The sequence below is a fragment of the Bacillus sp. F9_6S_D1_P_5 genome, assembly GCF_054823925.1.
In genome coordinates this window covers 179,877-206,710 of sequence record NZ_JBTREW010000002.1, presented here as the reverse complement: position 1 = coordinate 206,710, position 26,834 = coordinate 179,877, and the positions used below count along the sequence as shown (strand labels likewise).

The 26,834-nt window shown below is 36.3% G+C and carries 26 protein-coding genes and 1 pseudogene; 9 read left to right on the top strand and 18 right to left on the bottom strand.

The window, feature by feature from the left end; genetic code table 11:
* Nucleotides 1–13 precede the first annotated feature (13 nt).
* The 5 genes from gerPB (at nucleotide 14) to gerPF (ending at nucleotide 1,763) form a co-directional block, all read left to right on the top strand.
* Nucleotides 14–220 (top strand): spore germination protein GerPB, encoded by a 207-nt coding sequence (gene gerPB / locus ACUXEY_RS04005; protein ID WP_087957704.1) that lies wholly within the window; start codon nucleotides 14–16, stop codon nucleotides 218–220.
* Between the two features lie 67 nt (nucleotides 221–287).
* Entirely contained in the window at nucleotides 288–902 is a 615-nt protein-coding gene (gene gerPC / locus ACUXEY_RS04000; protein WP_166704148.1) for a spore germination protein GerPC, read from the top strand.
* Between the two features lie 6 nt (nucleotides 903–908).
* Nucleotides 909–1,103, top strand: a complete 195-nt coding sequence (gerPD, locus tag ACUXEY_RS03995; RefSeq protein WP_001052807.1) for a spore germination protein GerPD — start codon at nucleotides 909–911, stop codon at nucleotides 1,101–1,103.
* Between the two features lie 15 nt (nucleotides 1,104–1,118).
* Complete coding sequence (locus ACUXEY_RS03990) at nucleotides 1,119–1,505, top strand: spore germination protein GerPE (protein WP_166704147.1); 387 nt, start codon at nucleotides 1,119–1,121, stop codon at nucleotides 1,503–1,505.
* Nucleotides 1,506–1,547: 42 nt separating this feature from the next.
* Nucleotides 1,548–1,763, top strand: a complete 216-nt coding sequence (gerPF, locus tag ACUXEY_RS03985; protein ID WP_002149901.1) for a spore germination protein GerPF — start codon at nucleotides 1,548–1,550, stop codon at nucleotides 1,761–1,763.
* 77 nt (nucleotides 1,764–1,840) lie between these two features.
* Here gerPF and ACUXEY_RS03980 read toward each other — a convergent pair whose 3' ends face one another.
* The 6 genes from ACUXEY_RS03980 to ACUXEY_RS03955 all read right to left on the bottom strand — a co-directional run bounded on the left by ACUXEY_RS03980 (nucleotide 1,841) and on the right by ACUXEY_RS03955 (nucleotide 11,625).
* Entirely contained in the window at nucleotides 1,841–2,128 is a 288-nt protein-coding gene (locus tag ACUXEY_RS03980) for an RNA polymerase alpha subunit C-terminal domain-containing protein (RefSeq protein ID WP_166704146.1), read from the bottom strand.
* 12 nt (nucleotides 2,129–2,140) lie between these two features.
* Entirely contained in the window at nucleotides 2,141–5,866 is a 3,726-nt protein-coding gene (gene addA / locus ACUXEY_RS03975) for a helicase-exonuclease AddAB subunit AddA (RefSeq protein WP_461300147.1), read from the bottom strand.
* Nucleotides 5,863–9,378 carry a helicase-exonuclease AddAB subunit AddB gene (addB, locus tag ACUXEY_RS03970; RefSeq protein ID WP_461300146.1) on the bottom strand — a complete coding sequence of 1,172 codons (3,516 nt, stop codon included), beginning with the start codon at nucleotides 9,376–9,378 and terminating at the stop codon, nucleotides 5,863–5,865. Before addB ends, addA begins: the two co-directional genes overlap by 4 nt.
* Nucleotides 9,379–9,494: 116 nt before the next feature.
* Nucleotides 9,495–10,058: a signal peptidase I gene (gene lepB / locus ACUXEY_RS03965; RefSeq protein WP_048567025.1), complete on the bottom strand. Its 564-nt coding sequence runs from the start codon at nucleotides 10,056–10,058 to the stop codon at nucleotides 9,495–9,497.
* 56 nt (nucleotides 10,059–10,114) lie between these two features.
* Nucleotides 10,115–10,708 carry a TVP38/TMEM64 family protein gene (locus ACUXEY_RS03960; RefSeq protein WP_000347517.1) on the bottom strand — a complete coding sequence of 198 codons (594 nt, stop codon included), beginning with the start codon at nucleotides 10,706–10,708 and terminating at the stop codon, nucleotides 10,115–10,117.
* A 335-nt stretch (nucleotides 10,709–11,043) separates the two neighbouring features.
* Nucleotides 11,044–11,625: a competence protein ComK gene (locus ACUXEY_RS03955; RefSeq protein ID WP_000444425.1), complete on the bottom strand. Its 582-nt coding sequence runs from the start codon at nucleotides 11,623–11,625 to the stop codon at nucleotides 11,044–11,046.
* 284 nt (nucleotides 11,626–11,909) lie between these two features.
* Here ACUXEY_RS03955 and ACUXEY_RS03950 point away from each other — a divergent pair, with 284 nt between their 5' ends.
* Nucleotides 11,910–12,095: a hypothetical protein gene (locus ACUXEY_RS03950; RefSeq protein ID WP_000391433.1), complete on the top strand. Its 186-nt coding sequence runs from the start codon at nucleotides 11,910–11,912 to the stop codon at nucleotides 12,093–12,095.
* Nucleotides 12,096–12,213: 118 nt separating this feature from the next.
* On the opposite strand, the gene cspA is transcribed toward ACUXEY_RS03950, so the two are convergent.
* Complete coding sequence (cspA, locus tag ACUXEY_RS03945) at nucleotides 12,214–12,417, bottom strand: RNA chaperone/antiterminator CspA (RefSeq protein WP_000301518.1); 204 nt, start codon at nucleotides 12,415–12,417, stop codon at nucleotides 12,214–12,216.
* A 375-nt stretch (nucleotides 12,418–12,792) separates the two neighbouring features.
* Between cspA and ACUXEY_RS03940 the strand changes: the two genes are divergently transcribed.
* Complete coding sequence (locus tag ACUXEY_RS03940; RefSeq protein WP_461300145.1) at nucleotides 12,793–13,584, top strand: phosphotransferase; 792 nt, start codon at nucleotides 12,793–12,795, stop codon at nucleotides 13,582–13,584.
* Between the two features lie 163 nt (nucleotides 13,585–13,747).
* On the opposite strand, the gene aceA is transcribed toward ACUXEY_RS03940, so the two are convergent.
* The 10 genes and pseudogenes from aceA to ACUXEY_RS03890 all read right to left on the bottom strand — a co-directional run bounded on the left by aceA (nucleotide 13,748) and on the right by ACUXEY_RS03890 (nucleotide 23,683).
* Complete coding sequence (gene aceA / locus ACUXEY_RS03935) at nucleotides 13,748–15,025, bottom strand: isocitrate lyase (RefSeq protein ID WP_166704139.1); 1,278 nt, start codon at nucleotides 15,023–15,025, stop codon at nucleotides 13,748–13,750.
* A gap of 23 nt (nucleotides 15,026–15,048) precedes the next feature.
* Nucleotides 15,049–16,638 (bottom strand): malate synthase A, encoded by a 1,590-nt coding sequence (aceB, locus tag ACUXEY_RS03930; RefSeq protein ID WP_461300144.1) that lies wholly within the window; start codon nucleotides 16,636–16,638, stop codon nucleotides 15,049–15,051.
* A 189-nt stretch (nucleotides 16,639–16,827) separates the two neighbouring features.
* A complete protein-coding gene (locus tag ACUXEY_RS03925; RefSeq protein WP_461300143.1) occupies nucleotides 16,828–17,493 on the bottom strand; it encodes an S-layer homology domain-containing protein in 666 nt (221 codons plus the stop codon).
* A 339-nt stretch (nucleotides 17,494–17,832) separates the two neighbouring features.
* Nucleotides 17,833–18,492, bottom strand: coding sequence for an S-layer homology domain-containing protein (locus ACUXEY_RS03920; protein ID WP_461300142.1), 660 nt, complete (start codon nucleotides 18,490–18,492; stop codon nucleotides 17,833–17,835).
* A gap of 411 nt (nucleotides 18,493–18,903) precedes the next feature.
* Nucleotides 18,904–19,575, bottom strand: coding sequence for an S-layer homology domain-containing protein (locus ACUXEY_RS03915; protein WP_461300141.1), 672 nt, complete (start codon nucleotides 19,573–19,575; stop codon nucleotides 18,904–18,906).
* A gap of 79 nt (nucleotides 19,576–19,654) precedes the next feature.
* A complete protein-coding gene (locus ACUXEY_RS03910; protein ID WP_461300140.1) occupies nucleotides 19,655–20,563 on the bottom strand; it encodes a DMT family transporter in 909 nt (302 codons plus the stop codon).
* A gap of 94 nt (nucleotides 20,564–20,657) precedes the next feature.
* On the bottom strand, nucleotides 20,658–21,923 hold the full coding sequence (locus ACUXEY_RS03905; RefSeq protein WP_461300139.1) for a M48 family metallopeptidase: 1,266 nt from the start codon (nucleotides 21,921–21,923) through the stop codon (nucleotides 20,658–20,660).
* Between the two features lie 249 nt (nucleotides 21,924–22,172).
* Nucleotides 22,173–22,472 (bottom strand): hypothetical protein, encoded by a 300-nt coding sequence (locus ACUXEY_RS03900; protein WP_461300138.1) that lies wholly within the window; start codon nucleotides 22,470–22,472, stop codon nucleotides 22,173–22,175.
* Nucleotides 22,469–22,833, bottom strand: a pseudogene (locus tag ACUXEY_RS03895) (hypothetical protein). The gene ACUXEY_RS03900 and the pseudogene ACUXEY_RS03895 overlap by 4 nt, the downstream one beginning before the upstream one ends.
* 1 nt (nucleotide 22,834) lies before the next feature.
* Nucleotides 22,835–23,683: a lysostaphin resistance A-like protein gene (locus ACUXEY_RS03890; RefSeq protein ID WP_461300137.1), complete on the bottom strand. Its 849-nt coding sequence runs from the start codon at nucleotides 23,681–23,683 to the stop codon at nucleotides 22,835–22,837.
* A gap of 140 nt (nucleotides 23,684–23,823) precedes the next feature.
* Here ACUXEY_RS03890 and ACUXEY_RS03885 point away from each other — a divergent pair, with 140 nt between their 5' ends.
* Together ACUXEY_RS03885 and ACUXEY_RS03880 are read left to right on the top strand one after the other, a co-directional pair.
* Entirely contained in the window at nucleotides 23,824–24,528 is a 705-nt protein-coding gene (locus ACUXEY_RS03885; protein WP_166704130.1) for a response regulator transcription factor, read from the top strand.
* 9 nt (nucleotides 24,529–24,537) lie between these two features.
* Entirely contained in the window at nucleotides 24,538–26,280 is a 1,743-nt protein-coding gene (locus ACUXEY_RS03880; RefSeq protein ID WP_461300136.1) for a sensor histidine kinase, read from the top strand.
* 146 nt (nucleotides 26,281–26,426) lie between these two features.
* Here the strand turns inward: ACUXEY_RS03880 and ACUXEY_RS03875 are convergent, their stop codons facing one another.
* Nucleotides 26,427–26,792: a VOC family protein gene (locus ACUXEY_RS03875; RefSeq protein WP_429600777.1), complete on the bottom strand. Its 366-nt coding sequence runs from the start codon at nucleotides 26,790–26,792 to the stop codon at nucleotides 26,427–26,429.
* Between the last annotated feature and the right edge of the window lie 42 nt (nucleotides 26,793–26,834).

Genomic DNA, 26,834 nt, shown 5'->3' with positions numbered 1-26,834 from the left:
GGAGGCGATTGTATTGAATTTTTACGTAAACCAAAGCATCATCATTAACAGCATTAGAATTGATAGCATTACAACCTCTTCTGTATTCCAAATTGGTACTGCTGGAAGTATTAAAGCTCTATCTAAATTCTCAAATACTGGCGGATTTACAGAGCCCCTTCGCCCATTACAGGCGAAAGGACAAATTATTTCTATCAAACCATCAACTAGTTCTTCTTAAGACATCCTTGTCATAAATATATAGCAGGAATATATTTACCCTCCCTATTGAAAAGGAGGTTTCACAAATGAATCAAGATATATATACTTATTTACACCAACTTCAACAAGCTCTTCAAGCACAACAAGCAACCATTCTTAATTTAGAAAATCAAGTTCGTCAATTACAAGAAGAGCTTAATGAATTAAAAAGTCGCCCCTCCTCTTCTATAGGAAAAGTGGAATACAAATTCGATCAATTAAAAGTAGAAAATTTAAATGGTACTTTAAATATTGGCTTAAATCCATTTTCAACAAAAGGACAGCAAATTGAGGATTTTCAAGTTGATACAGAAACTTTGAAGGTCAATCCTGAAACTGACACAAACCCAGACTTTTACCAAGGCATCCTTCAAGAAATGCATCGTTACTTAGATGAAGAAGCATATAACCGAATTCTCCATTTTGAACAAGAAGAGAGAACGCCGCTCGATGAAATGTATAGACAAATGATGGTGGATGACATAAAAAAACAGATGGAGCATAGACTTCCTTATTATTTATCACAAGCGCAATCATATGAAGGGATTTCAACAGATCCAGATTATTTACGAGATATCATTATTCAAGCAATGAAACATGATATTGACAAAGCTTTCTTATCTTTTATCCAACACATACCGGGAAATTTCCGAAAGGAGTAAGTATGTATGAACCTTAATGTTGTGAATCGTGAGTTAAAAGTCGGACAGATTAAAATGAACGGTGTATCGTCGTCTGCACTCTTTTTAATTGGGGATGCGAATCTCCTCATACTATCTTCTATTCTTGATACACCATTTGAAACTGTTACAGAGGGGCCATTTGTACCGCTAGTAACAGATGTCCCTCCTACTCCAGGTTAAGGAGGCTGAGAAATTATGTTACATCATGTGTCTGTTGTCCAAAATGTGTCTATTATTTCTTTAGGAATTGCTGCCGTATTTCAAGTTGGAGATGCAAATCAAATGGAATTAAAAAGTAGAGCGCTTGCCGTACACAGGGAAATTCCTTGTTATATAAAAGGAGAAGGTCGCTTAGATGCATTTGAAATCTTTACAGATGAACACGTCACAATCCCAAAGCGAGCGACAGATGTAAAATTAAACATTGTAAATGAATGCCCTTTCATTGAAGTAAACAATGTTGAATTACGATCACTTTTAAATTCTGGTGGATTTCAAATCGGAAATGTTGATTATGTTTTTAATAACTCTCGTATTATGCAAATCCGCCAATACATTACGGATGAACCTTCCGCTCAATAATTCATATAGTAATTAAAAAGCTTAGTAAAGTAGGTGGATGGTATGCCTTCTATTGTTGGAAATCTCGTCGTTCAAAACAGTAATGGTTCTTTCAATTTAGGGGATTTTTATAATGTGTCTCCGAAAGAAAATACGAAAGCTTATAATGGATCCGGAGCTTCCAATGTTGGATTTGTCGTGAATACTTTTAACGGTGTTAGTGCAACAAATACGTTTGATTCTGATGTGGCCGATCAAGATCAAATTGGAACAGCGTAAAAAAAGTAGGAGATATTCTCCTACTTTTTCTTTTATCTCATTCAAGATTATCAAAAAACACTGTTTACTGTTTCATTTTATTTAAATGATAACCCGCTCTCTTCCAAAGCCTTTCTAAGCTTCGGCATAGACGCAGGTCCCATACCGTGCAGTTTTAAAATCTCTTTTTCACTATACTTTGAGAGTTCTTCTATCGTGTGAATTCCATGATGTTGCAGTGCATTTCGTGCTGGTGATGAAAGAAGTGAAAGAAATCCTGTTTTTGGTTTCTTTTCTTTCTCACAAGTTGGGCAAGTTGGACAATCGCTACTTTTAAAATATTCATGTCCTTTTTCACACGTTCTTAACGTTTTTTCCGTTGCCATTTTCAAGTCCCTCTATTCTTCAATTTTTACAACATGGTTGCCATCAAAGAAGTATAAGCATTTCTCTTTCACAGGGTGTTGTAAGCTTTTTTCAAGTGCCTTTGCATATAAAGAAAGCTGCACTTTATATCGATCTTCTAAAATTGGTTTCGCCTGATCGAATCCGCCTGGGAACTTCCCTTCAATCGTATCCGTTTTAAAGTCAATTAAAGTGATTCCGTCTTCCTCTTCGATCATGCAATCGATAACCCCTTGGACAAGAATTGATTCTCCGCTCTTCCCTTGCCAATCTTGATATGCTTCTTCTGCTGCAAGCATCATCGTAAATGGTACTTCACGCTCCACACTTTTCGCCGCTAGTACCCTTTTACCTAAATCACTGTCAAAGAATGAAATGACTTTTTCAATCGCTATTTCTTCTGCTTGTTCGAATGTTAATAGCTCTTTATTGACCATGCCATTAATTTGTTCCCGAATCACTTCTTCTGTAATCGGCTTCTTTAAATCAACATGTTGCATAACAGCATGAACTGCCGTACCTCTCTCAGCGTACGTTAATCCTTTTTTCTCCATAAAACGAGGGCGCGTTTTAATTGGCGCACGTAGTTTTTTAATAAAGGCGTTATCGCTACCTTCTTCAGATTGATAATTTCTCTTTATTTCTGTAACAGACTGTTTCGCACGATGAGATGTTGCTTCCTCATATCCGTACTTCCACATTAATCTGTCATACACTTCTTCTTTTCGTTCACTTTGCAGGGGAACAGCTTTTTTCTCACGAAGTGCTTCTAGTAATTCTTGTTTCTCTTCTTGAACTGGTTCTGGCGCAAGTAACGTGTTACCGTCAACAACTTCTACTTTCCAGCTCGCACTATATCCATAAATTTCATCCGGAATACTCCCTTGTCCTAATTCAAGAAGCATTTCACTATCACGATGTCTATATAATGAAGGTGCAATCCAGTCTAAATAACAAGACGCTCCGGCACGTATATGGTCTGGTAATAACCATTCACTATGCTCCCTCGCATCAAGCCATTTTTCCATTTCTTTATTTGCATCCTTAACTGTACCGATTAAAATTAACTTCTCTTTTGCACGCGTTAACGCTACGTATAATACGCGCATTTCTTCCGCGATTAATTCCATTTTCATTTTACGCTTAATCGCTAGTTGCGATAATGTCGTATATTTAATTCGTTTACGAGGATCGATGAATTGTGAACCGAAACCGAAGTCTTTATGCAGTAAGAAACGTTTCATTAAGTCTTGTGTATTAAAACGGCGACCAAGTCCAGCTACGAACACGACTGGGAACTCTAATCCTTTACTTTTATGAATTGTCATAATGCGAACGACATCTTCTTGTTCACCTAAAGCTCTCGCCGTCCCCATATCATCACCGCGTTCTAAAATACGTTCAATAAAACGTAAGAAGCGGAATAATCCTCTAAACGATGTTGCTTCGTATTGTCTTGCGCGGTCATATAATACACGCAAGTTTGCTTGTCTTTGCTTTCCGGCTGGTAAACCACCGACAAAGTCGTAATAACCTGTCTCACCGTACACTTTCCAAATTAAATCAGAAAGTGATTGTTGACGCGCGAATTCACGCCATCCTTGTAGTAAGTTATAGAACCACTCTAATTTATCATGTAGTTCTTTTTCTTCTTCAAGCGGTGCCCCTTTTAAGAATGAGCTCATTACTTCATAAAACGAGCCTTTTTTCCCGTGAGCACGAAGCGTTGCAAGTTCTTCATCATTTAATCCAACGATTGGTGAACGAAGCACTGCTGCAAGCGGAATATCTTGCATCGGATTATCGATAACGCGGAAGACGTTCATCATAATATTTACTTCTGTCGCTTCAAAGTAACCAGTCGCAAGATCAGCGTATACTGGAATTCCTTGCAATTTTAACTCTTCCATAATTTGCGGCGCCCACGGCATGGAGCGCAGTAAAATAACGAAGTCGCGGTATTGTACAGGGCGCATACTATCCGTTTTACGGTCATACACTTCATAACCTGAATCAACCATCGCTTTAATACGCTGCGCCATAAGACGAGCTTCAAGCTGTGCTTTTTCGACTTCTGCACCTTCTTCTCCGTCTATTACTTCTTCTTCCGTTTGCTGAATACATAGTAGTTCCGCCGCTACATCTTCACCTTCTGGATAGGTAGCACCTAACTTTAATTCAGCGTCAGCATCGTAATCGATTTCTCCAACTTCTTCGCCCATAATTTGTTTGAAGATAAAGTTCGTACCTGCTAAAACTTCATGACGACTACGGAAGTTTTTTGCTAAATCAATCTTCATTCCGCCGCCTAATCCTTCTTGCGTGAAGCGTTTATATTTTCCTAGGAATAAGCCTGGTTCTGCTAATCGGAAACGATAAATCGACTGCTTTACGTCACCAACCATGAATAAGTTTCCTTCACTCTCAGAATCTTTCGTTACGAATTTAATAATCGATTCTTGTACGAAGTTCGTATCTTGATATTCATCGACTAATACTTCAGCAAATTTATTTCGATATTGGAGCGCTACTGCTGACGGCTTCATTTCATCATTTTCACTTTGTTCACTTAAAATTTGTAAACAGAAATGCTCTAAATCTGTGAAATCGACCATTCCTTTATCTCGCTTCATCGCTTGGAAACGCTCTTTAAATACTTTTACAAGTTGAACGAGCTTTTCTAATACAGGGTGCATATCTTGAAAATCTCGTAAGAAACTTTCAGGTTTGCGGCTAAATAGCTCTTCTTGTAATTTCTTCACTTCATCTTTCGCTTTATTACGAAGAGAATCTACTTGTTTTACAACATCCTCGTTGTAATCACTTTTCTTAATACGCTTTAACGTTTGCCACGACACATTCTGCATCGCTTCATGCACACTTGTCCACGATTCACAAGCTGCTGACGATAACGTTCCAAGTAAAGCTGCATCAGCTTGCAAGGTTTCAACACGAGGCGCCGGGCCGTCAGGAAGCATTGCGAGTTCCGTCGCTTTACGAATATACTGTTCCGCTGTTTCAAGCTGGAATTTCACATCTTCTAATAAGTAAGAAGCGTACACTAAATCTTCAATTGTCTTTCCTTCTACGTCGTATGCTTCTACTAATTTATCGAGCCATTTTTCCGGATTCGGATGCGCTCTTGATTCTGTATGAAGCGCTAAAATCATACGCTGTAAGTCATCATCGCTACGATCACTCGTATAACGATCAACGAGTTCAAAGAATATCGTATTATCTTCAATTCCATACTCTTCTTCTAATATGTCATCTAGCACTTCTTCTTTTAATAATTCATTTTCCGTTTGATTCGCAATGCGGAAACGAGGATCAACATCAAGCATGTAGTAGTATCCTCTAATTACTTGTAAACAAAAGGAGTGAATCGTTGAAATAGAAGCTTTATTTAATAGACTCAGCTGCTTTCTAATGTGCTGCGACCCTGGCTCATCAATTAATACTTTTTCTAACGCTTCCCCAATTCTGTTTTTCATCTCTTGCGCCGCTGCATTCGTAAATGTTACAACGAGCAGGCGGTCGACATCGACTGGATTTTCTTCATTTATAATCTTTTTAATAATACGTTCAACTAATACTGCTGTTTTCCCTGATCCAGCTGCTGCTGCGACTAAAATATCACGTCCGTTCGCTACAACCGCCTTCCACTGATCATCTGTCCACTGACTACCTTCTGGTTTTTTAGGCCAATTTTCAATCATTCTCCGCCAACCTCCTCTCTAATTTTCTCCATCGCTTCGCTATCTTTCATATCTTTTAGCGTACGGAATTGGTTATCTTCAAGTGATTCATCGAACTGACAAACAGATTTGAAGTTACAGAACGTACATGCCGCTTTATTTCCCTTTTTGTAAGGAGCAATATCGATAACGCCTTCTGTAATATCTTTTCCGATATTTTCAAATGTATGGTGTACGTATTTTTGAAGTACGTTAAACTCTTGTTCACTTGCAATGCTTGAACGCGCACTAAAGCTACCGTCTTTTTTCAGACCAGCAGAAATAATATCAGAGCTTCCTGTTGAAAGCTTGTTGTCCATTAAACGAACAACGTCAGCGTCTCCTAGTACGAGCCCTTTCATTTTAAATTTCTTTAAAATCTCTTTCTCAATTTCCGCTTCAGATGCGTCACCTTTCATCTCAACGATCGGGTTATGAATATGGAAGTACAGTACACCAGCCGGTGATGCCGTGCCGCCTTTTTTCATCCACGTATGTGCATTTGAAGTAACAACATCTAAATACGTTAACATTTGAAGTGCTAATCCGTAGTACACTTCCGTTAAATCTAACGCTTTTGAGCTTGATTTATAGTCAATAATACGTAGGAACGTCCCGTTTTCATCTTCTGCCTTATCTACACGGTCAATACGGCCGACAACTTCCATCTTCACACCATTTGGTAATGAGAATTCCATTGGCGGAAGCGATCCTGTACCGCCCATACCGAATGGCACTTCTAAATCAACTGGTACGAAACCACTCGATTTCGCGTGTTCACGAAGAATGATTGACGTACGGAAAATGATTTGTTGTAGTTTTTGTTTTAAATAGAAATGACGGTTTGAACTTAATAAAATTTGTCTTTGTAATAACGGTGCAATTTCTTCTATTACTACAGCCGAAAGATGCTCACACTCTTTTATTGATAAATCTGCCCAAGTACGATTTTCACGTAATAGCCTGTCTGCAATTCTCTTCAGCGCTGCATGGAATAATTCACCTATATCTGGCGCATCTAGTTTGAAAATATCACGCTCTCTTAATGCTAGACCGTGCTGCGCGAAATGAGCGTACGCACAACGGTTAAATAATTCCATACGAGAGACGCTTCCTTTTATTTTGTCTCCGTATAAATCTCTACTTACAACTGTACTTAGTTTTTGCGCACGATTTCGGTAGAATAAGCTTGATAATACGCGGCTACTTTTTTGCTTCCATTCATCTGAAGTAACGTAGAAGTTATATACGTCCCACCAAAAGTCTAAATTCCCTTCAAATCCGTATCGCTTCCACGTTTGAAGTTGCTGCATAACGTAAGATAACGTTACTTCTGGCGTTGCTACGTATGAAATTTGTTCCGAACGGGATAAATCATTTACATCATTCGTAATAAATGTATCTTTCACATCAGGAAACATTCTTTTTATTTTTTTAATAAAGCTAGAAGCAAGTAACGTCTTTCCTTCCTCATCTGCTAGCGGGCATGAAATGTATAATTTCTCAGTTGCTCTCGTTACCATTTGATACATAACGAACTGTTCTTCTAATAAAGTTTGTCTCGTCGTTGGTGCTAATTCGATACCTGCAGTACTAAGAACGTCTCTTTCCTCATCAGAAAGCATACCTTCATCCATCGGTGCTGCTGGAATCACACCTTCATTCACGCCAATGACAAATGTTGCTTTCACATTTGATAATCTAGAACGATCAATATTCGCAATTAACACTTGGTCTAATGACGGCGGAATGTTGGCGAATTGAAGCGCCTCAAGACCTGTAGACATAACGTCTGTGAACATAGAAAGTGACATTTTTTCTTCGCCAAGCATCTCTACGAACGTATCAAGAAGACTCATTACTTCTTCCCATACTTGTTCATGATCTGTCGCAAATAAGAAATCTCCGCTCTCTTCTGCACGAATACGTAATGCTTCTAGTTTTTTCGGAACGTCAAGCTCTTCTAAAAATAAGTAAACAGCTTCGCACATTTGCATAACTGTTCCCGCACGCTTCAGTCTTTTTTGCATACGAATAACTGGCGTTCTTACAACGTCACGCAATCGATTTATTTTCTCTTCCATTTCACGTTCACTGTCTGTAATCATCCCGTCCGTATCGTCAAGAGAACGATAGCGGCGATACATCCACGGATCCTCAGAAGTCCATCTCTTTCCTTGTACACCGTACGCTAAACAGTAGTTTTCAAACTCATCCATCTCTTCACGCATCGTTTCTTTTCTTACGTCTAATGGATATAAAAGCTCTGTTTTTACGCAGCGAAACACTGCATCATAACGCCAATTCCCGCTAATAATCTCGAGTGCAGAACGAATGCATTCTACTAGCGGATGATGTGACATCGGGCGTTTTTCATCGATGAAATGCGGGATATTATAATCTGTAAATAGCGTTCGCATTACATCGTAATAACTTTCCCCGTTACGAAGAAGAACCGCAATATCTCGGTAACGATAGTCTTCATCTGCCACAAGTCTACGAATTTCACGCGCAACGCCTTCTACTTCAGCTCGTAAATTCGCTGCTGTACTAATCGTTACACTTGCTTCTCCGTGAAACTTTTCATTTGGACGAGCTTCGTAATGCGTTTCTAAATGCGCTAATGATTGCGAATGAAAACGCGGTTGTTCCATAAGTGGAATCGTTTTTTCAATTTCTATCTTCTCTTCACGTGCTACTTGTTTTATTTTTTCATATGTTAACGTCGTTTCATAAAATAAATCTAGTTCATTTACTGGCTGCGCTAACGTTTTTTCATCTAGTGTTAACGTGATTGTAACTCTCGCACCGCAAATCATAAGCTGTCTTACAATTTCTAGCTCTTGCGGTGAGAATGAATGAAATCCATCTATATAAATTTCAGCCCCATTTACATAGTCAGACTGCGGAAGCTTTTCGACTAGTAATTGCAAATAGTCTTCTGAATCTAAATATTTTCCGATTAAAGCACGCTCGAAATCATCATATAGTAGTTGTAAATCATACACTTTATTCGCTAATAGCTTTTGTTCGGCACTGCTACTATGTGCATCTAATTGTTGCCACATTTCATATACGTTAGATGGCGTCACGTTGTAACGTTTAAACTCCGCAATCATACTACCAAGATGTTCAAAAAAACCGTTTTGCTCCGCTGCTTTTTGGAACACCGATAATCCATCTTTACGAGACTCTACAATTTTACGAAGTAACATATGTACGCCCGCTTCATCAATATGAAGGCGACTCGCTCCGCCAACTTCTTGCAGTACCTTCCATGCTAACCGTGAAAAACTAAAAACTTGTGCCCGAATAGAACCTCTAACATCCTCACTACCAATTAACGCCTGCTGCGTTTGGAATGTCATCTGTTCTGGCACAAGATATAATATTGTTTCCCCTCTTGGACGTTGCTTTAACTCTTCTTGCACTTCGTGTAAACAAAGTGTACTTTTTCCACTTCCCGCTCTACCAATCACAAATCGAAGTGACATGTAACCCCACCTTTCACTTACATAACGAACGTTAGTTTGCTACTATAATTGTATTATAGGACACGAAAAAAGACAAACGGAGTAGTTTGCCTTTTTCTATACTTCTATCTATTATATCAACCTTTTGAAAAATTCGTTTGCACCTCTTGAATTGGCCAATATCGTAAATCAACTTTACCGACAACTGTATCAGCTTTTACAAATCCAAAGTGTCTACTATCCCAGCTCCCGAGGCGGTTATCACCTACTACAAAAATATATCCAGGTGGCACCGATTTTTCTTTCGTTAACTCTTCTAGTTTAAAATCACCTGTTAGTTGTCGTCCATTTATCTCTTTCTTATACGTTTCTAAATAAGGTTCATCCACGAATTGTCCGTTTATATATAATTTATCATGCTTATATTCAATTTGATCTCCAGGTAAACCGATAATTCGTTTTACGTAGTCCTCTTTTTTATTCGCATGAAACACAACAACATCAAACCTGTTCAAGTCCCCCACTTGATAACTCACCTTATTTACAACGAGCATATTGCCATCTTGCAATGTCGGCATCATTGACTTCCCCTCTACAACGTACGTCGAAAAGAAAAACGTTCGAAAAAATACAGCTAATAATACACCAATTAAAATTGTTCGTATCCACTCTATGCCTTCTTTTTTCAAAGTTTTCTTCATCCGCTTCTCCCCTTATCCTTTAATAATGAAGCTTTCCTTTACAAAGAAGACTATTCTTAATGTAGTTCTAACTTTACTTCAATTTTCTTACCGACATACCATAAAATAAAAATACCAATTGCTACAATAACTGATTTCACCGGATTATGAATAAATGACATTAAATCATGGCCGATATACGTTAAAATAAAAATCATCACAAGCTTTCCGAACGCAAGCGCAAGGCCAAACTGTTTTACACTAATGCGAGATAGACCCGCGACAACATTTATAAGCGCAGACGGTGTAAACGGAAAACAAAATATGACGAAAATCGGCGCGAACCCTTTTCTTTCAATCCATCCCATCGCCTTGCGTACTCTCTCATGCTTATTTACAAAAGAAAAGAAACGACTTCGGCCAAAATGGCGGATAATGAAAAAGACAAGTAAGGCACCCATTACTGATCCAAGCCAAGAATAAAGAAAACCGAGCCAAAATCCAAATGCAACAGCATTCGCCAATACAAATACGATGAGTGGCAATGCCGGAATCAACGCTTCTATCATCGGTAAACCAATACCAAGCAGTGGTCCGAACGCTTTATAACTTTCAACAATATGATCCATATTTTCTGGTGAAAAATACTCTTTGATTGTCTGAAAATCCATTCTACACTTTACCCCTTTACTCTAAGTACTACCTCTACTGTATCATTGCTTATATGAAAGAGGAAATGGTAGATACGACATATGGAGATGTAATTATTAAGTTTCCATATCTTTCATGAGAATTCCTTCATTATTATGCTATGATAATCTATCAATATTCGACAGGATATGAAGTTAATTTAGACAACGTACCTAGATTATCACTCAATAGTTATTATAAAAAAAGAAGAAAATACAGAAAGATACATTTAGAATTTTTAGTTTTTTTATGAAACTTACAGCGTGACGGTATATAATAAAATCAAAAAAGGATGAGTTCCCCCATCCTTTTCCTCTCAAACATCCTCTTCTCTAACAAAATACACTTTCTCATAAGCTGGTCTTAATGTCGATTCATCCCTTTGATCAATCTCTTTAAAACAAGGGTTCCCTTGTTTTTTTCTACGATCTTCATATTCAGTACGCAATTTCGCTGTACGATTTTGTTGATTTTCAAAACTACTTTTTGATATTTCTAATTTCACAGCAAAGCCATTTATAAATCTAACAATGACATTTCCATCTTTTGACTCTTTATTACTTTCAATATAAAAATGAGACAACCAAGCGCACTCTTTTCTAGAGTATGAATAAGTAGGAAAAAAATAAAGTTGATCTGTCGGACTAATCGCAATCGGTGCTTTATGTGTAATATGAGTTAATTCTTTCGTCCCTTCTTTTCTACCTAGGAAACTAGAGCCATGCTTGCGACAACTTCTTTCTATAATATCTAGAGGCTTTTGAAATACGAAAAAAGAATCTTCCATCTCAACAACTCGTGTAACAATTTTCTTCTCACTTAGAATAACTGGAAGTAAGGCCATTGTATTTTTATTTACCACATAGTTTTCGACATAGCGTTCTACTTTACTTTCCATATTCTACTGTCTCCTTTTTTCCATTTATATTAGCAGCTGCATATATAATTTTAGCATCTATGAAAAGGAAACGCTTTACAAATTCCGCTTTTTTACAATACTTTATCATTTGTCAAACACCTTTTAAATTATAAAATAAATATATAGTAATTTTATAATAACAAACCTATACAAAATGTATTTATACTACCTATAAATATTTACAACTACTTCCTCATTTCGCATCATTAAGACAATTAACTTTGCTATAATTAAAATAAAAATCCAATATATGGAGGTCCGCTATGGAAGAAAAAGAAATGCAACCAACGATTCACATGAAAAATAACAACATCGTAATCGTGAAAAACTCAGCTAGCATTATATTCGCTTTATTTTTCATTCTATTATTTTTTGCAAAGCCTTTTCGTAAATCGAAATGCTCTGAATGTAAGAAACGCGCGAAGAAAAAAGTTGAAAAAGAAGAGTAAAAGGCCTTCCATTTTGGAAAGCCTTTTACTCTTCTTCATTTTGTATACTTTTCCATCGTATATTACAACAAAAAAAGGATGGCAGCTGCCATCCTTTTTTTCATAATAAACTATAAAATTATAGTTTGATTACGTTTTTAGCTTGAGGTCCACGGTTACCGTCTTCGATTTCGAAGCTAACTTTTTGACCTTCTTCTAGAGATTTGAAACCGTCAGTTTCGATTGCAGAGAAATGTACGAATACATCGTTTTCGCCTGGAACTTCGATGAAACCGAAGCCTTTTTCGTTGTTAAACCATTTTACTTGTCCTGTTACTGCCATAATTATTTCCTCCTAAGAAAATACACATTTTATTTTTTTAGTCTTCCTGTCTAAAAAAAGAATCCACACATTATCAAATACGAAACATACACTAGTTCTCACATACTTTTTCTCGTTCGTTTTCAGCACTTGATAACATATGGATTGCTTAATTTAACTATTCAACTGACATCATCATAGCACATTAAAATAAAATGTACAATCTTTTTTGAAAATAACTGACAAATTAAATTGATTGTACATTCGTAAATATTTGATTTTAACACGTGCAGAATTCATTATAAAATGAACACACACATCATTTGAATACGATTATATCCCTTGTTCTCAGGTGTTATAATTTAACCACGCGGTTGCGATATTGGAGGGGATTATATGTCAAACTACACAAACGAAGAAAAGCTTACCGGGGGAAATGTATCAAATGTATATCGTTCTGAAAATACTGTTCGGCGAGAATTAAAGCCTGGCAGTGCAAAAATTCATACATTATTACAACACCTAGAAAACAAAGGCTTTCATCACGCTCCAAAGTTTTTAGGTGTAGATGAAAAAGATAGAGAGATTTTATCCTTTATTGAAGGAGAAGCTGGCAATTATCCTGTAAAAGAATATATGCGATCTAATGATGTATTAAAAAAAATCGCAAAGATGCTTCGCCTTTATCATGATGCGGTAAGTGACTTTTCGTTATTAAATGAATGGAAACCGATGGATTGTACTCCAAATGATATTGAGGTTGTATGCCATAACGATTTTGCCATATATAACATTATTTTTCATGACGAGAAACCAGTAGGTATTATTGATTTCGATGTTGCTGCTCCTGGCCCAAGAATTTGGGATATCGCTTATACACTTTATACTTGTGTTCCTTTAAGCAGAACGTATTATACAGAATCAGGTGAGGCAGTTCATTATGAACCTGCACAACATGCTGATCATACGAAAGAAAGAGTGAAATTGTTTGTCCAGTCCTACGGGAAAAGTATGGACGAGGATTACATAAGTATGGTACTACTACGCCTAGAAGCATTATGTACGTATATGAAAAGAAAAGCGCAAGAAGGAGATGTGAATTTCCAAAGAATGATTGATGAAGGACATTTAGAGCATTACGAGAAAGATATAGAGTTTATTCGTGCTCATGGAGCTGAATGGATTTAATCATATTGTCTTTTTTGTCGGTAAGTCGATATCCTTTGTCGAATCGGTGATATATTTTAAGTTATGATAGATATATCGAAAAAATCGTCGATATATTTTCATTTACTCCTCGAATCGTTCAAAAAATAATAAGGGGCACCCTTCAAACAGGTGCCCCTTCCTTTTATTTCGTAAACTGTGCTTCTTCTGTAGATCCTTTTAGCGCTGTCGTTGATGAAGTACCACCTGTAATAACTTGTGCTACTTCATCAAAGTAACCTGTTCCTACTTCTCGTTGGTGACGAGTTGCAGAGTAGCCGTGTTTTTCTGCTGCGAATTCTGCTTGTTGTAGTTCAGAGTACGCTGCCATGCCGCGCTCTTTATAGCCGCGTGCTAATTCAAACATGCCGTAGTTTAATGAGTGGAATCCAGCTAGTGTTACGAACTGGAACTTATAACCGTAAGATGCGATTTCTTTTTGGAAGCTCGCAATTGTTTTCTCATCTAGTTTTTGTTTCCAGTTGAATGAAGGTGAACAGTTGTATGCAAGCAATTTCCCTGGGTGCTCTTTATGAATTGCGTCTGCAAATCGTTTTGCATCTTCTAAATTTGGTTCAGACGTCTCGCACCAAACGAGGTCTGCGTATGGTGCGTATGCTAAACCACGTGCGATTGCTTGATCAAGACCTGCTTTCGTACGGTAAAATCCTTCCGGTGTTCTGTCCCCTGTAATAAACGCTTTATCAACAGGATCGATATCGCTCGTAATTAAATCAGCTGCATCCGCATCTGTTCTTGCAACGATAATTGTCGGCACTCCCATTACATCTGCCGCAAGACGTGCCGAGATTAAATTACGTACCGCTGTTTGCGTCGGTAGTAATACTTTTCCGCCTAAATGACCGCATTTTTTCTCTGAAGATAATTGATCTTCAAAATGCACTCCAGATGCACCTGCTTCAATCATACCTTTCATTAGTTCAAATACGTTTAATTGTCCGCCAAATCCAGCTTCTGCATCCGCTACAATCGGTACGAAATAATCTGTATCACCGCTTCCTTCCATATGCTGAATTTGATCCGCACGTTGCAGCGTTTGATTAATTCGTTTTACTACAGCAGGTACGCTGTTCGCTGGATATAAACTTTGGTCTGGATACATATGCCCAGAAAGGTTCGCATCAGCTGCTACTTGCCATCCACTTAAATAAATTGCTTTTAGCCCAGCTTTTACTTGTTGCATCGCTTGGTTTCCTGTTAATGCACCAAGTGCGTTAATGTAATCTTCCGTATGGAGTGATGACCAAAGCTTTTCAGCACCGCGGCGCGCTAACGTATGTTCAATATCAATTGACCCGCGCAGGCGAATTACATCTTCTGCTGAATATGGACGTGTGATTCCTTTCCAACGCGTATCTAGTTCCCAGCTCTCTTGTAATTTCTCGATTCTTTCGTTTTTCATTTGTTCCATCCCCTTTTCATTTTTTATAAAATTTCATAACCCGGTAATGTTAAAAATGGTACGAATTCATCATTCCGAACGAGATTTGTAAACAACGTTGTCGCCTCTTGGAATCTCCCTTTCTTAAAGGCTTCTTTACCAATCTCTCTTTCTATTTTTGCTAGTTCTTCTTCTTTTAGCTCTTCCATCAATTCAAGCGTAATATTACGACCATCATGTAGCTTTCCGCCTTCATGACGAATCCATTGCCATACTTGTGCTCTAGAAATTTCCGCTGTTGCCGCATCTTCCATTAAGTTATAAATTGGTGCTGCTCCCCGTCCGCTTAACCAAGATGCGATATATTGAATGCCTACGCTAATATTTAGGCGAAGTCCCTCTTCTGTAATCGTTCCTACTGGTACTTCTAATAAATCCTTTTCTGTAACATGTATTTCTTCGCGTTTTCTAAAAATTTGATTCGGTGTTTTCATAATGTGATTAAATACTTCCATCGCGACTGGTACAAGTCCCGGGTGGGCAACCCAAGTCCCGTCATGACCGTCTAAAGCTTCGCGCTCTTTATCTGCACGCACTTTTTCAAAAGCTGCTTCATTCGCTTCTGGATTGTTTTTAATCGGAATTTGTGCTGCCATTCCTCCAATAGCTGGTGCATTACGGCGGTGACACGTTTGAATGACTTTCAAAGAATACGCGCGCATAAACGGCGCCGTCATCGTGACTTGCGCTCTATCTGGAAGTAAAAATTCATTATGATTACGGAAACCCTTTAAAAAACTGAAAATATAATCCCATCTTCCGCAATTTAATCCAGCAGAATGATCTTTAAGCTCATACAAAATTTCATCCATTTCAAACGAAGCGTGAATCGTTTCCAGTAGCACCGTTGCTTTGATCGTCCCGTTTGGAATACCGATATATTTTTGAGCAAATACGAAAACATCATTCCACAACCTTGCTTCTAAATGGCTTTCCATTTTCGGTAAGTAAAAGTATGGACCGCTTCCTTTTGCTAGAAGAGCTTTCGCATTATGGAAAAAATAAAGTCCGAAATCTACTAAGCTACCAGACATATTCTTCCCTTCAACTTGCATATGTTTTTCTTCTAAATGCCATCCTCTTGGACGCACAATTAATACAGCTGTTTTACTATTTAAACGATATTCTTTCCCGTTTTCATTTTTATGTGAAATCGTTCCCTGCACAGCATCTCGTAAGTTTATTTGACCTTCAATCGCATTCTCCCAAGTTGGTGAATTCGAATCTTCAAAATCTGCCATAAATAGATGTGCTCCTGAATTTAAAGCATTAATAACCATCTTTCTATCTACTGGCCCAGTAATCTCTACGCGGCGATCCTCTAAATCTTTTGGCAACTTGGCAATTGTCCAATCCGCTTCACGTATGTGCTTTGTTTCTTCTAAAAACTTCGGAAACTCCCCTGCATCAATTCTCTTTTGTTTCTCCGCACGCTTTTGTAAAAGTTCTATGCGGCGCTCATTGAAATTTTCATGTAGTTTCTTTAAAAAACTAAGCGCCTCAGGTGTCAATATTTCGTTGTACGCTGGTAACATTTCTCCGGGTAATGTAACCCGTGAAGTTTGCGTCGACATATTAGCATCCCCTTCTTAAACTGTTTTATAACAGATTTGATTTTATGTTTTATATTATATAACAAATATTCAGAAAAGGAAGTTTTTTTTGAAAATTTTATTGTTTTTTTATGAAACTGTATTCTTTCACCGGCATTACACATAAAAAAAGAAGCCAGTGTTATACAACACCGACTTCTTTTTTATTATTTATTCAAAAATTGTTTTAAATAAGAACTGCGCATATTGTTCACGTGTTACCTTCATGTTTGGAGCGAAATTACCCTTGCCATCTCCTACTGAAATACCATTTGAACCTACTGCATTAATCGCATTTTCTGCCCAATGTCCTTTTGGTACATCTTTAAATCCTTTTGTTTCTTTTACTTCTAACTCATATGCTTCTGTAAGTACTTGAGCCATTTCTGCGCGTGTTAATGTATCTTTCGGTCTAAAGTTTCCAGTTCCATCACCATTAAAGATACCTAACTCTGTTAATACTAAAATTTCTTCTAAGAACATTGTTGACTTTTCATTAATATCTTTGTAAGGATTTTCAAGAATATCGCCTTCCTCGAATACTTCACTGAAATCGATTGTGCGATAAATTAAAGCAGCTACTTGTTCTCGTGTTACGTTATGTCCAAAACCGAACACACCATTTCCATAACCAAGCATAATTTCTTGTTCTGCTAAAGTTTGAATTGCTTCATAAGACCAATGTCCTGCTGGTACATCTTTAAAGATGGCCGGACTTGTTTGTTGCGGCTTAGGCTTTGCAGCTAATTCAGCTTGCGCTGTTGTCCCTTCAGCACTAAATGCTACTCCACCCATAATTGTTAAAGCTGTTGCTACTTTTAAAACTTTTTTCTTCAAAGTATTCTCTCCCTAAAAACATATTTTTTTCTAATATAAAGAATTAATGGAAGCATAACAATATAATTCCTATGTGATTTTTGTCTAATTTATGAACTATATTTCACATACTTTTATTTACACTCTATTAATAATAAAGTTACTAAACCGCATATCCAACCAATAAAAAGTTACTTTATTCAATTTCTTCTTATCCACTAAACTCCAACAACTACATTATGAGTAGCAAATTGATATACTTATAAATAATTTAAAACAAGAAAAAAGCGTGGAATTCCCGCGCTTTTTTCTTGATATATGTTATATTAATATAATTTAAGTGCCCTTATATTTTAACTTTTATTCATAATTTTCATCTTTTACAGGAAAATAAAAAACAGCTTTATTTAAAAACGTTGCATATTGCTCACGTGTTACAACTTTATTCGGTTCAAATTTTCCATTGCCTGTTCCTACTATGACATGATTAGACTGCAGTGCACTAATCGCATTTTTTGCCCAATGATTATTTGACACATCTTTAAATGTATGGTTCTTCTTCACCTCAAATGTAAATGCCTTCGTAAGAATTTGCGCCATCTCTGCACGTGTTACAGGTGCTGCTGGTCTAAAGTTTCCTTTTTCATCACCTTGAAAAATACCATGCTCTGTTAATACTAAAATTTCATCTAAAAACATGGTTGCCCTCTCAGAAATATCTTTGTATGGATTTTTTAAAGATCCTTCTTTTTTCAAATTCAATGTACGATAAAGTACTGCTGCTACTTGTTCTCGTGTTACATTATCTCCTACACCAAACTTACCATTTCCATATCCTAACATTACTTTATTGTATACTACGTCCATTATATCGTCATATGCCCAGTAGTTTACTGGAACATCATCAAACACAATCATTTCTGGATATTCTTCTGCCTTTACATTCGGGACATTCGCACTTACAAACAAGCCGCCCATAATAGTTACCGTTGCCATTATACGTAACATGTTCTTCTTCATTGCCCTCTCCCCTTTATCTCCATTTGGAAAAACGGAAAATAATAGACTGAAATCCTTTCCAATATTACATATGTTTCCTTCGCACCCATTATGCAATATATTACATTTAAAAAATCTATTATTGTGAAAATCACTACTAAAGGAGAGCCAATTCGCTCTCGATTTCAATCTTTATACCGAATTGTTCGCAAATCAATTTTCTTTCCTGTATTCATGTAAAGGTGTTTCTATAATATAAATATTCTACTTTTTTCAAAAGAAATCCTTCACATTTTAAGAGTTCATTTTCTAGACAAAAAATGCAATTATATCGACTTAACTACAACATACGACAATATTAACCTATCTATTAATAAAAGCTCATAATGAGCGGAAGATACCACTTCCACAAATTATGAGCTTTCTCTTTATTTATTCCATTTTCCCTGGAGAATTATCAATTGCTCGTTGTAAAAACTTCGCAAATTGCCCGCGTGTAACGAGCATTTCAGGCTCGAACTTGCCATCTCCCGTTCCAACGACAACTTTATTAGACTGTAATGCGCTAATTGCATCTCTTGCCCAATAGTTTTCTTGTATGTCTGTAAATGTATGCGGACGCGTTGTTTTCAACTCATACGCTTTCGTTAAAATTTGTGATAACTCTGCGCGAGTCATTGTTGCTTTCGGACGGAAATTCCCATTTTCGTCTCCTTTAAAAATACCAAGCTGTGTTAAGCGTAAAATTTCGTAAGGGAACTTGGTTGATTTCGCACTAATATCTCCATATGGATTCCCATTAATCGCACTTCCTTTTACATGAAGTGCGCGGTATATTACTGCGGCCGCTTGTTCACGTGTTATATGATCTTCTACACCAAACTTACCATTTCCATATCCATACATAATTCGATGATATACTAAATTCGTAATTTCATCATATGCCCAATGACCTGTTGGTACATCATCAAATTCTATCATCATATTAGGGCTAGATTTCTGGATAACATCTGTATTTGCAGACACACCGTTCGCACCTACAAATATTCCTCCCATTAATGTTAACGATGTCGCTATCTTTACTAGCTTTTTCATCTCTCTCATCTACCTTTTCCTTTATTTTCCTACAATTTATATTGTACAAAAAATGAGAGGATTTTCAATAGAACGCAGATTAAATTATTTAAAATTCAGAATGCAATTTTTCTTTTATCGCTATTTTTTCCTCCTTCGTTTTTCGAAAAGTAAATGCCATCCCTACAAATATAAGAACAATCCCTACTATTTGCATACTAGTCGGTCTAAACCCTGTAAAGACTGTATCTAATAGTATTGCAACCGCAGGATCTAAAAACACTAATACAGAAATTAATCTCGTCGATAAATCTCTTAAACTGTCAAAAAATAAGTAATATACAAATCCAGTATGTATAAGACCTGTCGCTGTGATCATCATCCAGTTCATTTCTGTTAACCCTTGAAACTTGCCAAAATCTACGAATGGTAGCAATAAAAATATACCTAAAAAAGTTTGTAAAAATGTCATCGCATATGCGCTCGTATGCTGAATTCCTTTTCCTAATAAAGTAGTAAAAGCATAAAATAATGCTGCAAGAAGTGCCCATACCATTCCAGACGACATCAATTTTTCGAGCGATAGACTCCCATCTACTCCAGCTACTAAAACGGTTCCGATAAAACAAATGACAATGGACATAACTGCAAACACTGTAAGTCTCTCTTTAAATACAATACTACCAATCATTAATACGATAATAGGTGCAAGATGGTAAACTGAAATTGCAATTGTAATCGACATAACTTCAAACGCTTTAAATAGAAATACCCAGTTAAAAACGAGAAATACACCACATGCTAATATTTGAACAACTTCTTTTTTATTCCATTTCTCATTTTTATACTGTCCTGTTACGAGCCAACATAGTGCTAAAAATATAGTCGCACAAATGCAACGAACGAATACTAATTCAAAAGACGGTAAACCTGTTTGAACAGAAAAAAATCCAATTGATCCGAAAATAGACATCGAAAGGATCATTTTTATAGCCGGCATTGATTTTGAATGAAACAAAATATTAACCTCCTAAACTTTTAACTAAATATTCCATATATTATACACTATAATTTTCCAAAACTCGAATAACTCATAAAAAAGAAGCAGTACACTACTGCTTCTTTTCCTTTTCATATTGTTCAAACGTATGAATTCTTTCGAAAATTGGTGGATGTGTGTATAAGAAAAACTTTACTAACGCAGGAGGATTTACTTGGCTTAAACTCGTTTTTGATAAATATTGAAACGTTTTCACACCAGATTTCCCGTCCTTCGTCATGTCTAAAGCATATTGATCTGCCGCTCGTTCTTCTATACGAGAAACATAGTTTGTTGCTGGCTGTGATGCAAAAGAGAGTACAGAAGAAATTAAGAAAAATAAAGGTAAAATCGAAAAACATGCTGCTTTTGAAATTTGCAGCGTATTCCCCCATTTTCGAATACACATATTGATAATACGACTAATGAGAAACATTCCTATAAACGATAGCAACATATAACTCGCTACGCCCCAATATATATGTTTCATAACATAATGCCCCATCTCGTGGGCCATTATAAATAAAATCTCTTTATCTTTTAATTGCTTAAGCGTTGTATCCCACATTACAATACGGGCGTTAGGACCAATTCCTGTTACATATGCATTTAATGCATTCGTTTTCTTCGACATATTTACTTCATATACATGTTTAGCAGGAATGTCAGCTTTGTCTGCTATCGCTAAAATTTTCGTTTCTAATTCTTTATTTTTCAGCGTCGAAAAATCGTTATAAAGTGGATCAATAACGACCGGCTGTATAAATGTTAAAAAGATTGTAAATGGTACAGAGAGCGCCCACCCTGCTAGCCACCATCTCTTCGGAAATTTACGGATAAGCCATAAAAGAACGGCAACTACAATTAACATCGTCGCATAACTTTCCCAAAAACCGATAACGTGATCTTTTATCCAACTTTGTGTACTTTGCGTTGAAATGCCGTAATCAACGGACACTTTTCGGCTAATCCATTGCATCGGCAGGGCAAGAACTGTTGTGAGTAGTGATAAATAAAAGAAATAAATCGCAACTTGCAGAACACTTATTTTCGTCGTTTCCTTCGACCATTTCTCAAACTTTCTTGAAACACCGAGCACAAGTACAAATAATAAAATAATCCATTCAAGAGGCGTCGCTAAAAAGTACAGTAAATTTTTCACGCGCGAATAATCTTGGCTTAGCGTAAGCTCCCTTGCATTCATAAACGTTTCTGGATCTGCACTCGTTCCTTTATACATGTCCGGAATCAGTTCATGATTCCATCCAAATAAATACCAATATATAAGCAACGCAAACCCAACGTACAAAAAAAGCGACCACCCAATAACCTTCCTCACGCTATTCCCTCCTCTATGCTGCCTGTCTATTATTATTGTAAGTTCGTACATGCTAAATTAGAACAAGCTTATTACGCGAATTGCTCGAGAACCTTCTATTTACATAAAAAAACTCTTCTACAAAAAGAAGAGTTTTACCTACCTTTAGACACTTTCTTCGGTTCATAATTTTGGATAAGAAACGCACTTATAAACTAGCGCCTTTTACATAGCGTATAAAAAATACGACTAAAACTATTACGTATCCCCTTAAGGAAGTACATCTATTAACAAACTAAAATCTTGTAAAGAAAAAGAACTATATTTCATAATACCTTGTACAGCTAAAAGTAAAATAAGACCGGTCACACACATATAATTAATGCTTTCTTCACTCTTTTTTTCAGCAACTATTCCGCCGCTTATACATAAAATCCCTAACAAATGGAGTGCTAAATACATAAAGAAATAAGCTTCCTCCCAGCGAAGAATAACATTGACTGTCGTTATCAGCACAATACTAAGCAAAATCAAATAAAAAAACTTATTTGATGATATTGTTTCATTCATATAATTTTATACATCCCTTTCAAATTTCGAATTAATGATGTTTCAAAGCTATAAAGTAAAAGGAAAGCCACTGTTACTTTCTCAAATACTTTATGAATCCACATATACTTCTCTTCATTTTTTCGAAGATGCGCTTCATCATTTCTTCTACAATTAGACCAAATACTAGTCAAACCCCTAACACAATAAGAAGAGAAATAATATTTTCTTTTAAATGAGTACTAGAAAATAAGTAATACTCTGGAAATACAATCGTATCTACTACAAGTTACACCCAATGACAAACGCTTTTATCACACATATCTGTAAGAGACGTAGATTCTATCATGTCTTTCAATATTTTTTCAAACGTTTTCTTCATCTTACTTATCTCCCACTACGTCTGAAAAACTCTTTTCCTGCTCTACATATATAGCTGGCATTTCTTTATTCCAATATTTGCGGTTAACAAATAAAAAGATGAGTACTAAGTTTAATCCCGTCATAAAAATAATAAGTCCTGGAAAGAACGTCGTATAATTTGAGAAATCTGCAAAACTCATTATCTCTTCTTTATTTATTAAAAAAGAAGCACAGATTACAAATGCATTGTTTAACATGTGAATAGCAATTGGCATGAGTAAGCTATTTGTACGAATATATACGATTGATAGTACAACACTAAATACTACTGCGCCTAGGAAATCAACATGTAGCAACGCAAACAACATCGCTACTACAATGATCGCTATACTCGTTCCCCACTTTGCAGCAAAGCGTTGCAGTAAAAATCCGCGAAAAACAAATTCACCAATAATTGGTGCGATGAATACAACCATAATAAATTGATATACATATCCCCCTGTGCTATCTATAATCGGTTCACGTAACGCATTCATAATAAATTCCGGTGTAATCCATGCAAAGCTATACATGTACAAAATAAGATATCCATAACTAAACACAGCTAACATAAGTGCAATGTATAAAACTTGCACCAGGTTAAATGTTTCATTTTTATTAACAAATAGCGAAAAGGAAACACGATGTTTTCTATACTCAAAAAAAATCCACGTAATCGGAAGGATATAGAATATAAGAATATTTATAAAAGTAGAATTTTGCATATGAAATGTATTTTCTATCAATTCATTACTGACCCTTGCAACTAAAGTTAATAGTGCAAATACAATTAAAAAATATCTAGCTCGCATCGTTTGAAACGGATTCACACTCATCTCCTCCCCTATGTTACTTTTATCATATCATTTGATTCTTAATTTTTTGAGAAAGAAAACCTTAAAATTTCCTTAAAAATTCCATAAGTTACAGAAAGATGATATGATATTCGAGGAAATTAGGAGGGATTTTTATGTATGAAGCAAATATTTTGCTCGTTGATGATGAAACAGCAATTTTACAATTACTAACTACCATTCTTGAAAAAGAAGGTTTTTCTCATATTACAACTGCAACATCCGCTGAAATAGCTTTATCTCTCACCGAGCAAAACGATTACGATTTAATTATTTTAGATGTCATGCTTCCTGGACAATCTGGTTTTGATATTTGTCCAATCATTCGCCAGAAAACAGATTGCCCTATTTTCTTCCTCACAGCTAAAACATCTGATTTAGATAAAATATTTGGATTTTCACACGGTGCAGATGATTATATTACGAAGCCATTTAATCCACTTGAAGTAGTAGCTCGTATGAAAGCACAACTCCGTAGACATATGAAACAAGCAGTACCACACGAACAAAAAGCACACTCCAGTTCATTTGGCAGATTTGAAATTGATCGATATTCCGCAGAACTTACAGTAAATGGACATGTTGTCGAATGTTCCGCCCAGCTATTTCAGCTACTACTCTTCTTTTGCGAGAATCCGAACTATGTATTTTCAAAAGAAGAAATATACGAAAAAGTTTGGGGAGCACCTGCCTACAATGGCGATGATAATACCGTTATGGTCCACATTCGAAAACTACGCGAAAAAATTGAACAAGACCCAAGTAAACCAGAATATATAAAAACCGTTCGCGGACTTGGCTATAAGTTCATTACAAAGTAGGGTGAAGATATGAACTTTAATAAACGACTTATTATCCAGTTTATCATGCAACACGTATTTGTTTTAGTTACATTACTGATTGCTGTAGTAGCTGCATTCACTTATTTAATTTTTCTTGTTACGAGTACTTCATACGAACCGAACATTCCAGATGCTGATAATTTTATGATTTCAAGATATATCTCTTCAGAAGATGGCGATATTTCGTTGAAAGCTGAAGTAAAAGACTTAATTAAAGAGAAAAATGATTGGATTCAAGTTGTAGAGGAAAACGGAAAAGTTCTCTATCACTTTAATACACCAAGTGACGTGCCAACATCTTATACGAAAGTATCTTTATTCTCATATATACAGAATCACATAGAAAGCCCTTATACATTTACATATTGGGAAATTGAATTAGAAGAAAAGAACGTACTTGTTATTTACGGCGGTACGTTAAAAAGCAATGTATTACTGAAAACGATCCAAAAAGAGCACCCTTCTGTATCTACGGATACGTTCGCATTAACAGAAGAAGAAAAACAGTTACTTTCTAAAGAAAAGGCTACTCTTCAAATCTTTAATAGTGGCGGCGAAGAAGTATTCTCCTATCCAGATGGAAAGAAAAAACCGTTTTCTGTCATACAAGCTGCTCTTAGCGAAAAGGAACCGTGGAATCATAAAGAAAACACGTCTAGCTTTTACGACATAAATAGCAATCATCTTCTCGTTGTAACTGCCAAAAATGAGTACTACTATCCAGATGATGAAATAGACGATGTATTTGCTAAAAAGTTTCTAATCGGATGCGGACTAATCCTTCTTATCGTATTTGTTTATTTAGTCATTCTTTCTATTTGGTACGGTAATAAATTTGGAAAACCGTTATTACATGCGATGCGCTGGCTTAAAAATATAGCTGGTGGAAAGTATGAAGAGCCTGTTAGTAAAAAAGGGAAACCTGTCAGGTTCCGGCGATCTGGTAAAGAGAAATGGTCATTCCGCTTATTTAGTGATGTAACAAATTCACTAGAGCACCTTTCTATTACACTCAAAAAAAATGATGCAATGAGACAAGTATTGCAGCAAACACGTGAAGAATGGATTACCGGTCTAACGCACGATTTAAAAACACCACTTAGCTCGATATATGGCTACGCATTATTACTAGAATCACAGCAGTACAACTGGACTGATCGTGACATTCAACAATTCGGCAGCGTTATGAAAGAGAAATCTCAATATATGACGACATTAATTGATGACTTAAGCTTAACGTATCAATTAAAAAATAACAGTCTTCCTGCGCAGCACGTAAACATTGAAATGAATCAATTCGTCCAAAAAGTATTATTACAATTCATTAATAATCCGACACTTCAAAATCAAAATATTGAATTCGTACCAAGCTCAAACAAAATTCAATATTTTATTGAAGAAAAATGGTTCCAGCGTATTATCGAAAACTTACTCGTAAACGCTGTAAAACATAATAATAAAACGACAAACGTCATCGTAAAACTTTCGCAAAATGAAAATTCATTCACACTCTCTATTTCAGATAACGGAAAAGGAATGGATGATAAAACGAAAGAGCTTCTATTTGAGCGATATTACAGAGGAACCAATACAGAAGAAAGCAACATCGGAACTGGACTTGGCCTCGCTATTACGAAACAGCTCGTTCATGCTCATAACGGAACGATTTCTATTGATAGCGAACTCGGAAAAGGAACGACGATTACACTTGTGTTCCCGTTTCATTCGTAGGAAAGGCGCTATGTGGCGTCTTTTCTTATGGGGGAGTTTGGTGATAAATGAAATTATATCGGTTTACCGACAATAACAATCCTTTCTCCTTACCATACAAAATAACCTTTCACAACTCACTATGAAAGGTCATCTCCATATTTTAGCTATTTCCCTACTAACACAAACACATTCTCATCAGGTGCTTCCATTACCGCAACATGTCCTGATTCTGTTGGAAATGCTTCGCGAATCCATTTTACATCTTTATTACCTTTTAAAGTTTCATACGTTTGTTGCACATCTTCTACTAATACTTCGACTTCCATAAAGTTAATATCTGGATGATTGCTTATTACTAACTCCGAACTTTTCTCATCTGGAAACTTCAATCCTATTAACGTCCAAATAACCCCTTCTCCTAATTCTCTTTCTATAACCCAGTTTTCCTTCATTCCCATTTCTTTATAGAAAGAAACTGATCTTTCTATATCCTTCGTATGTATAGAGACACATTCTAGTTTTTTGAACATTGTCCCATTTCCCCCTTTATAAAAAGCGAATCACTTCCCAGT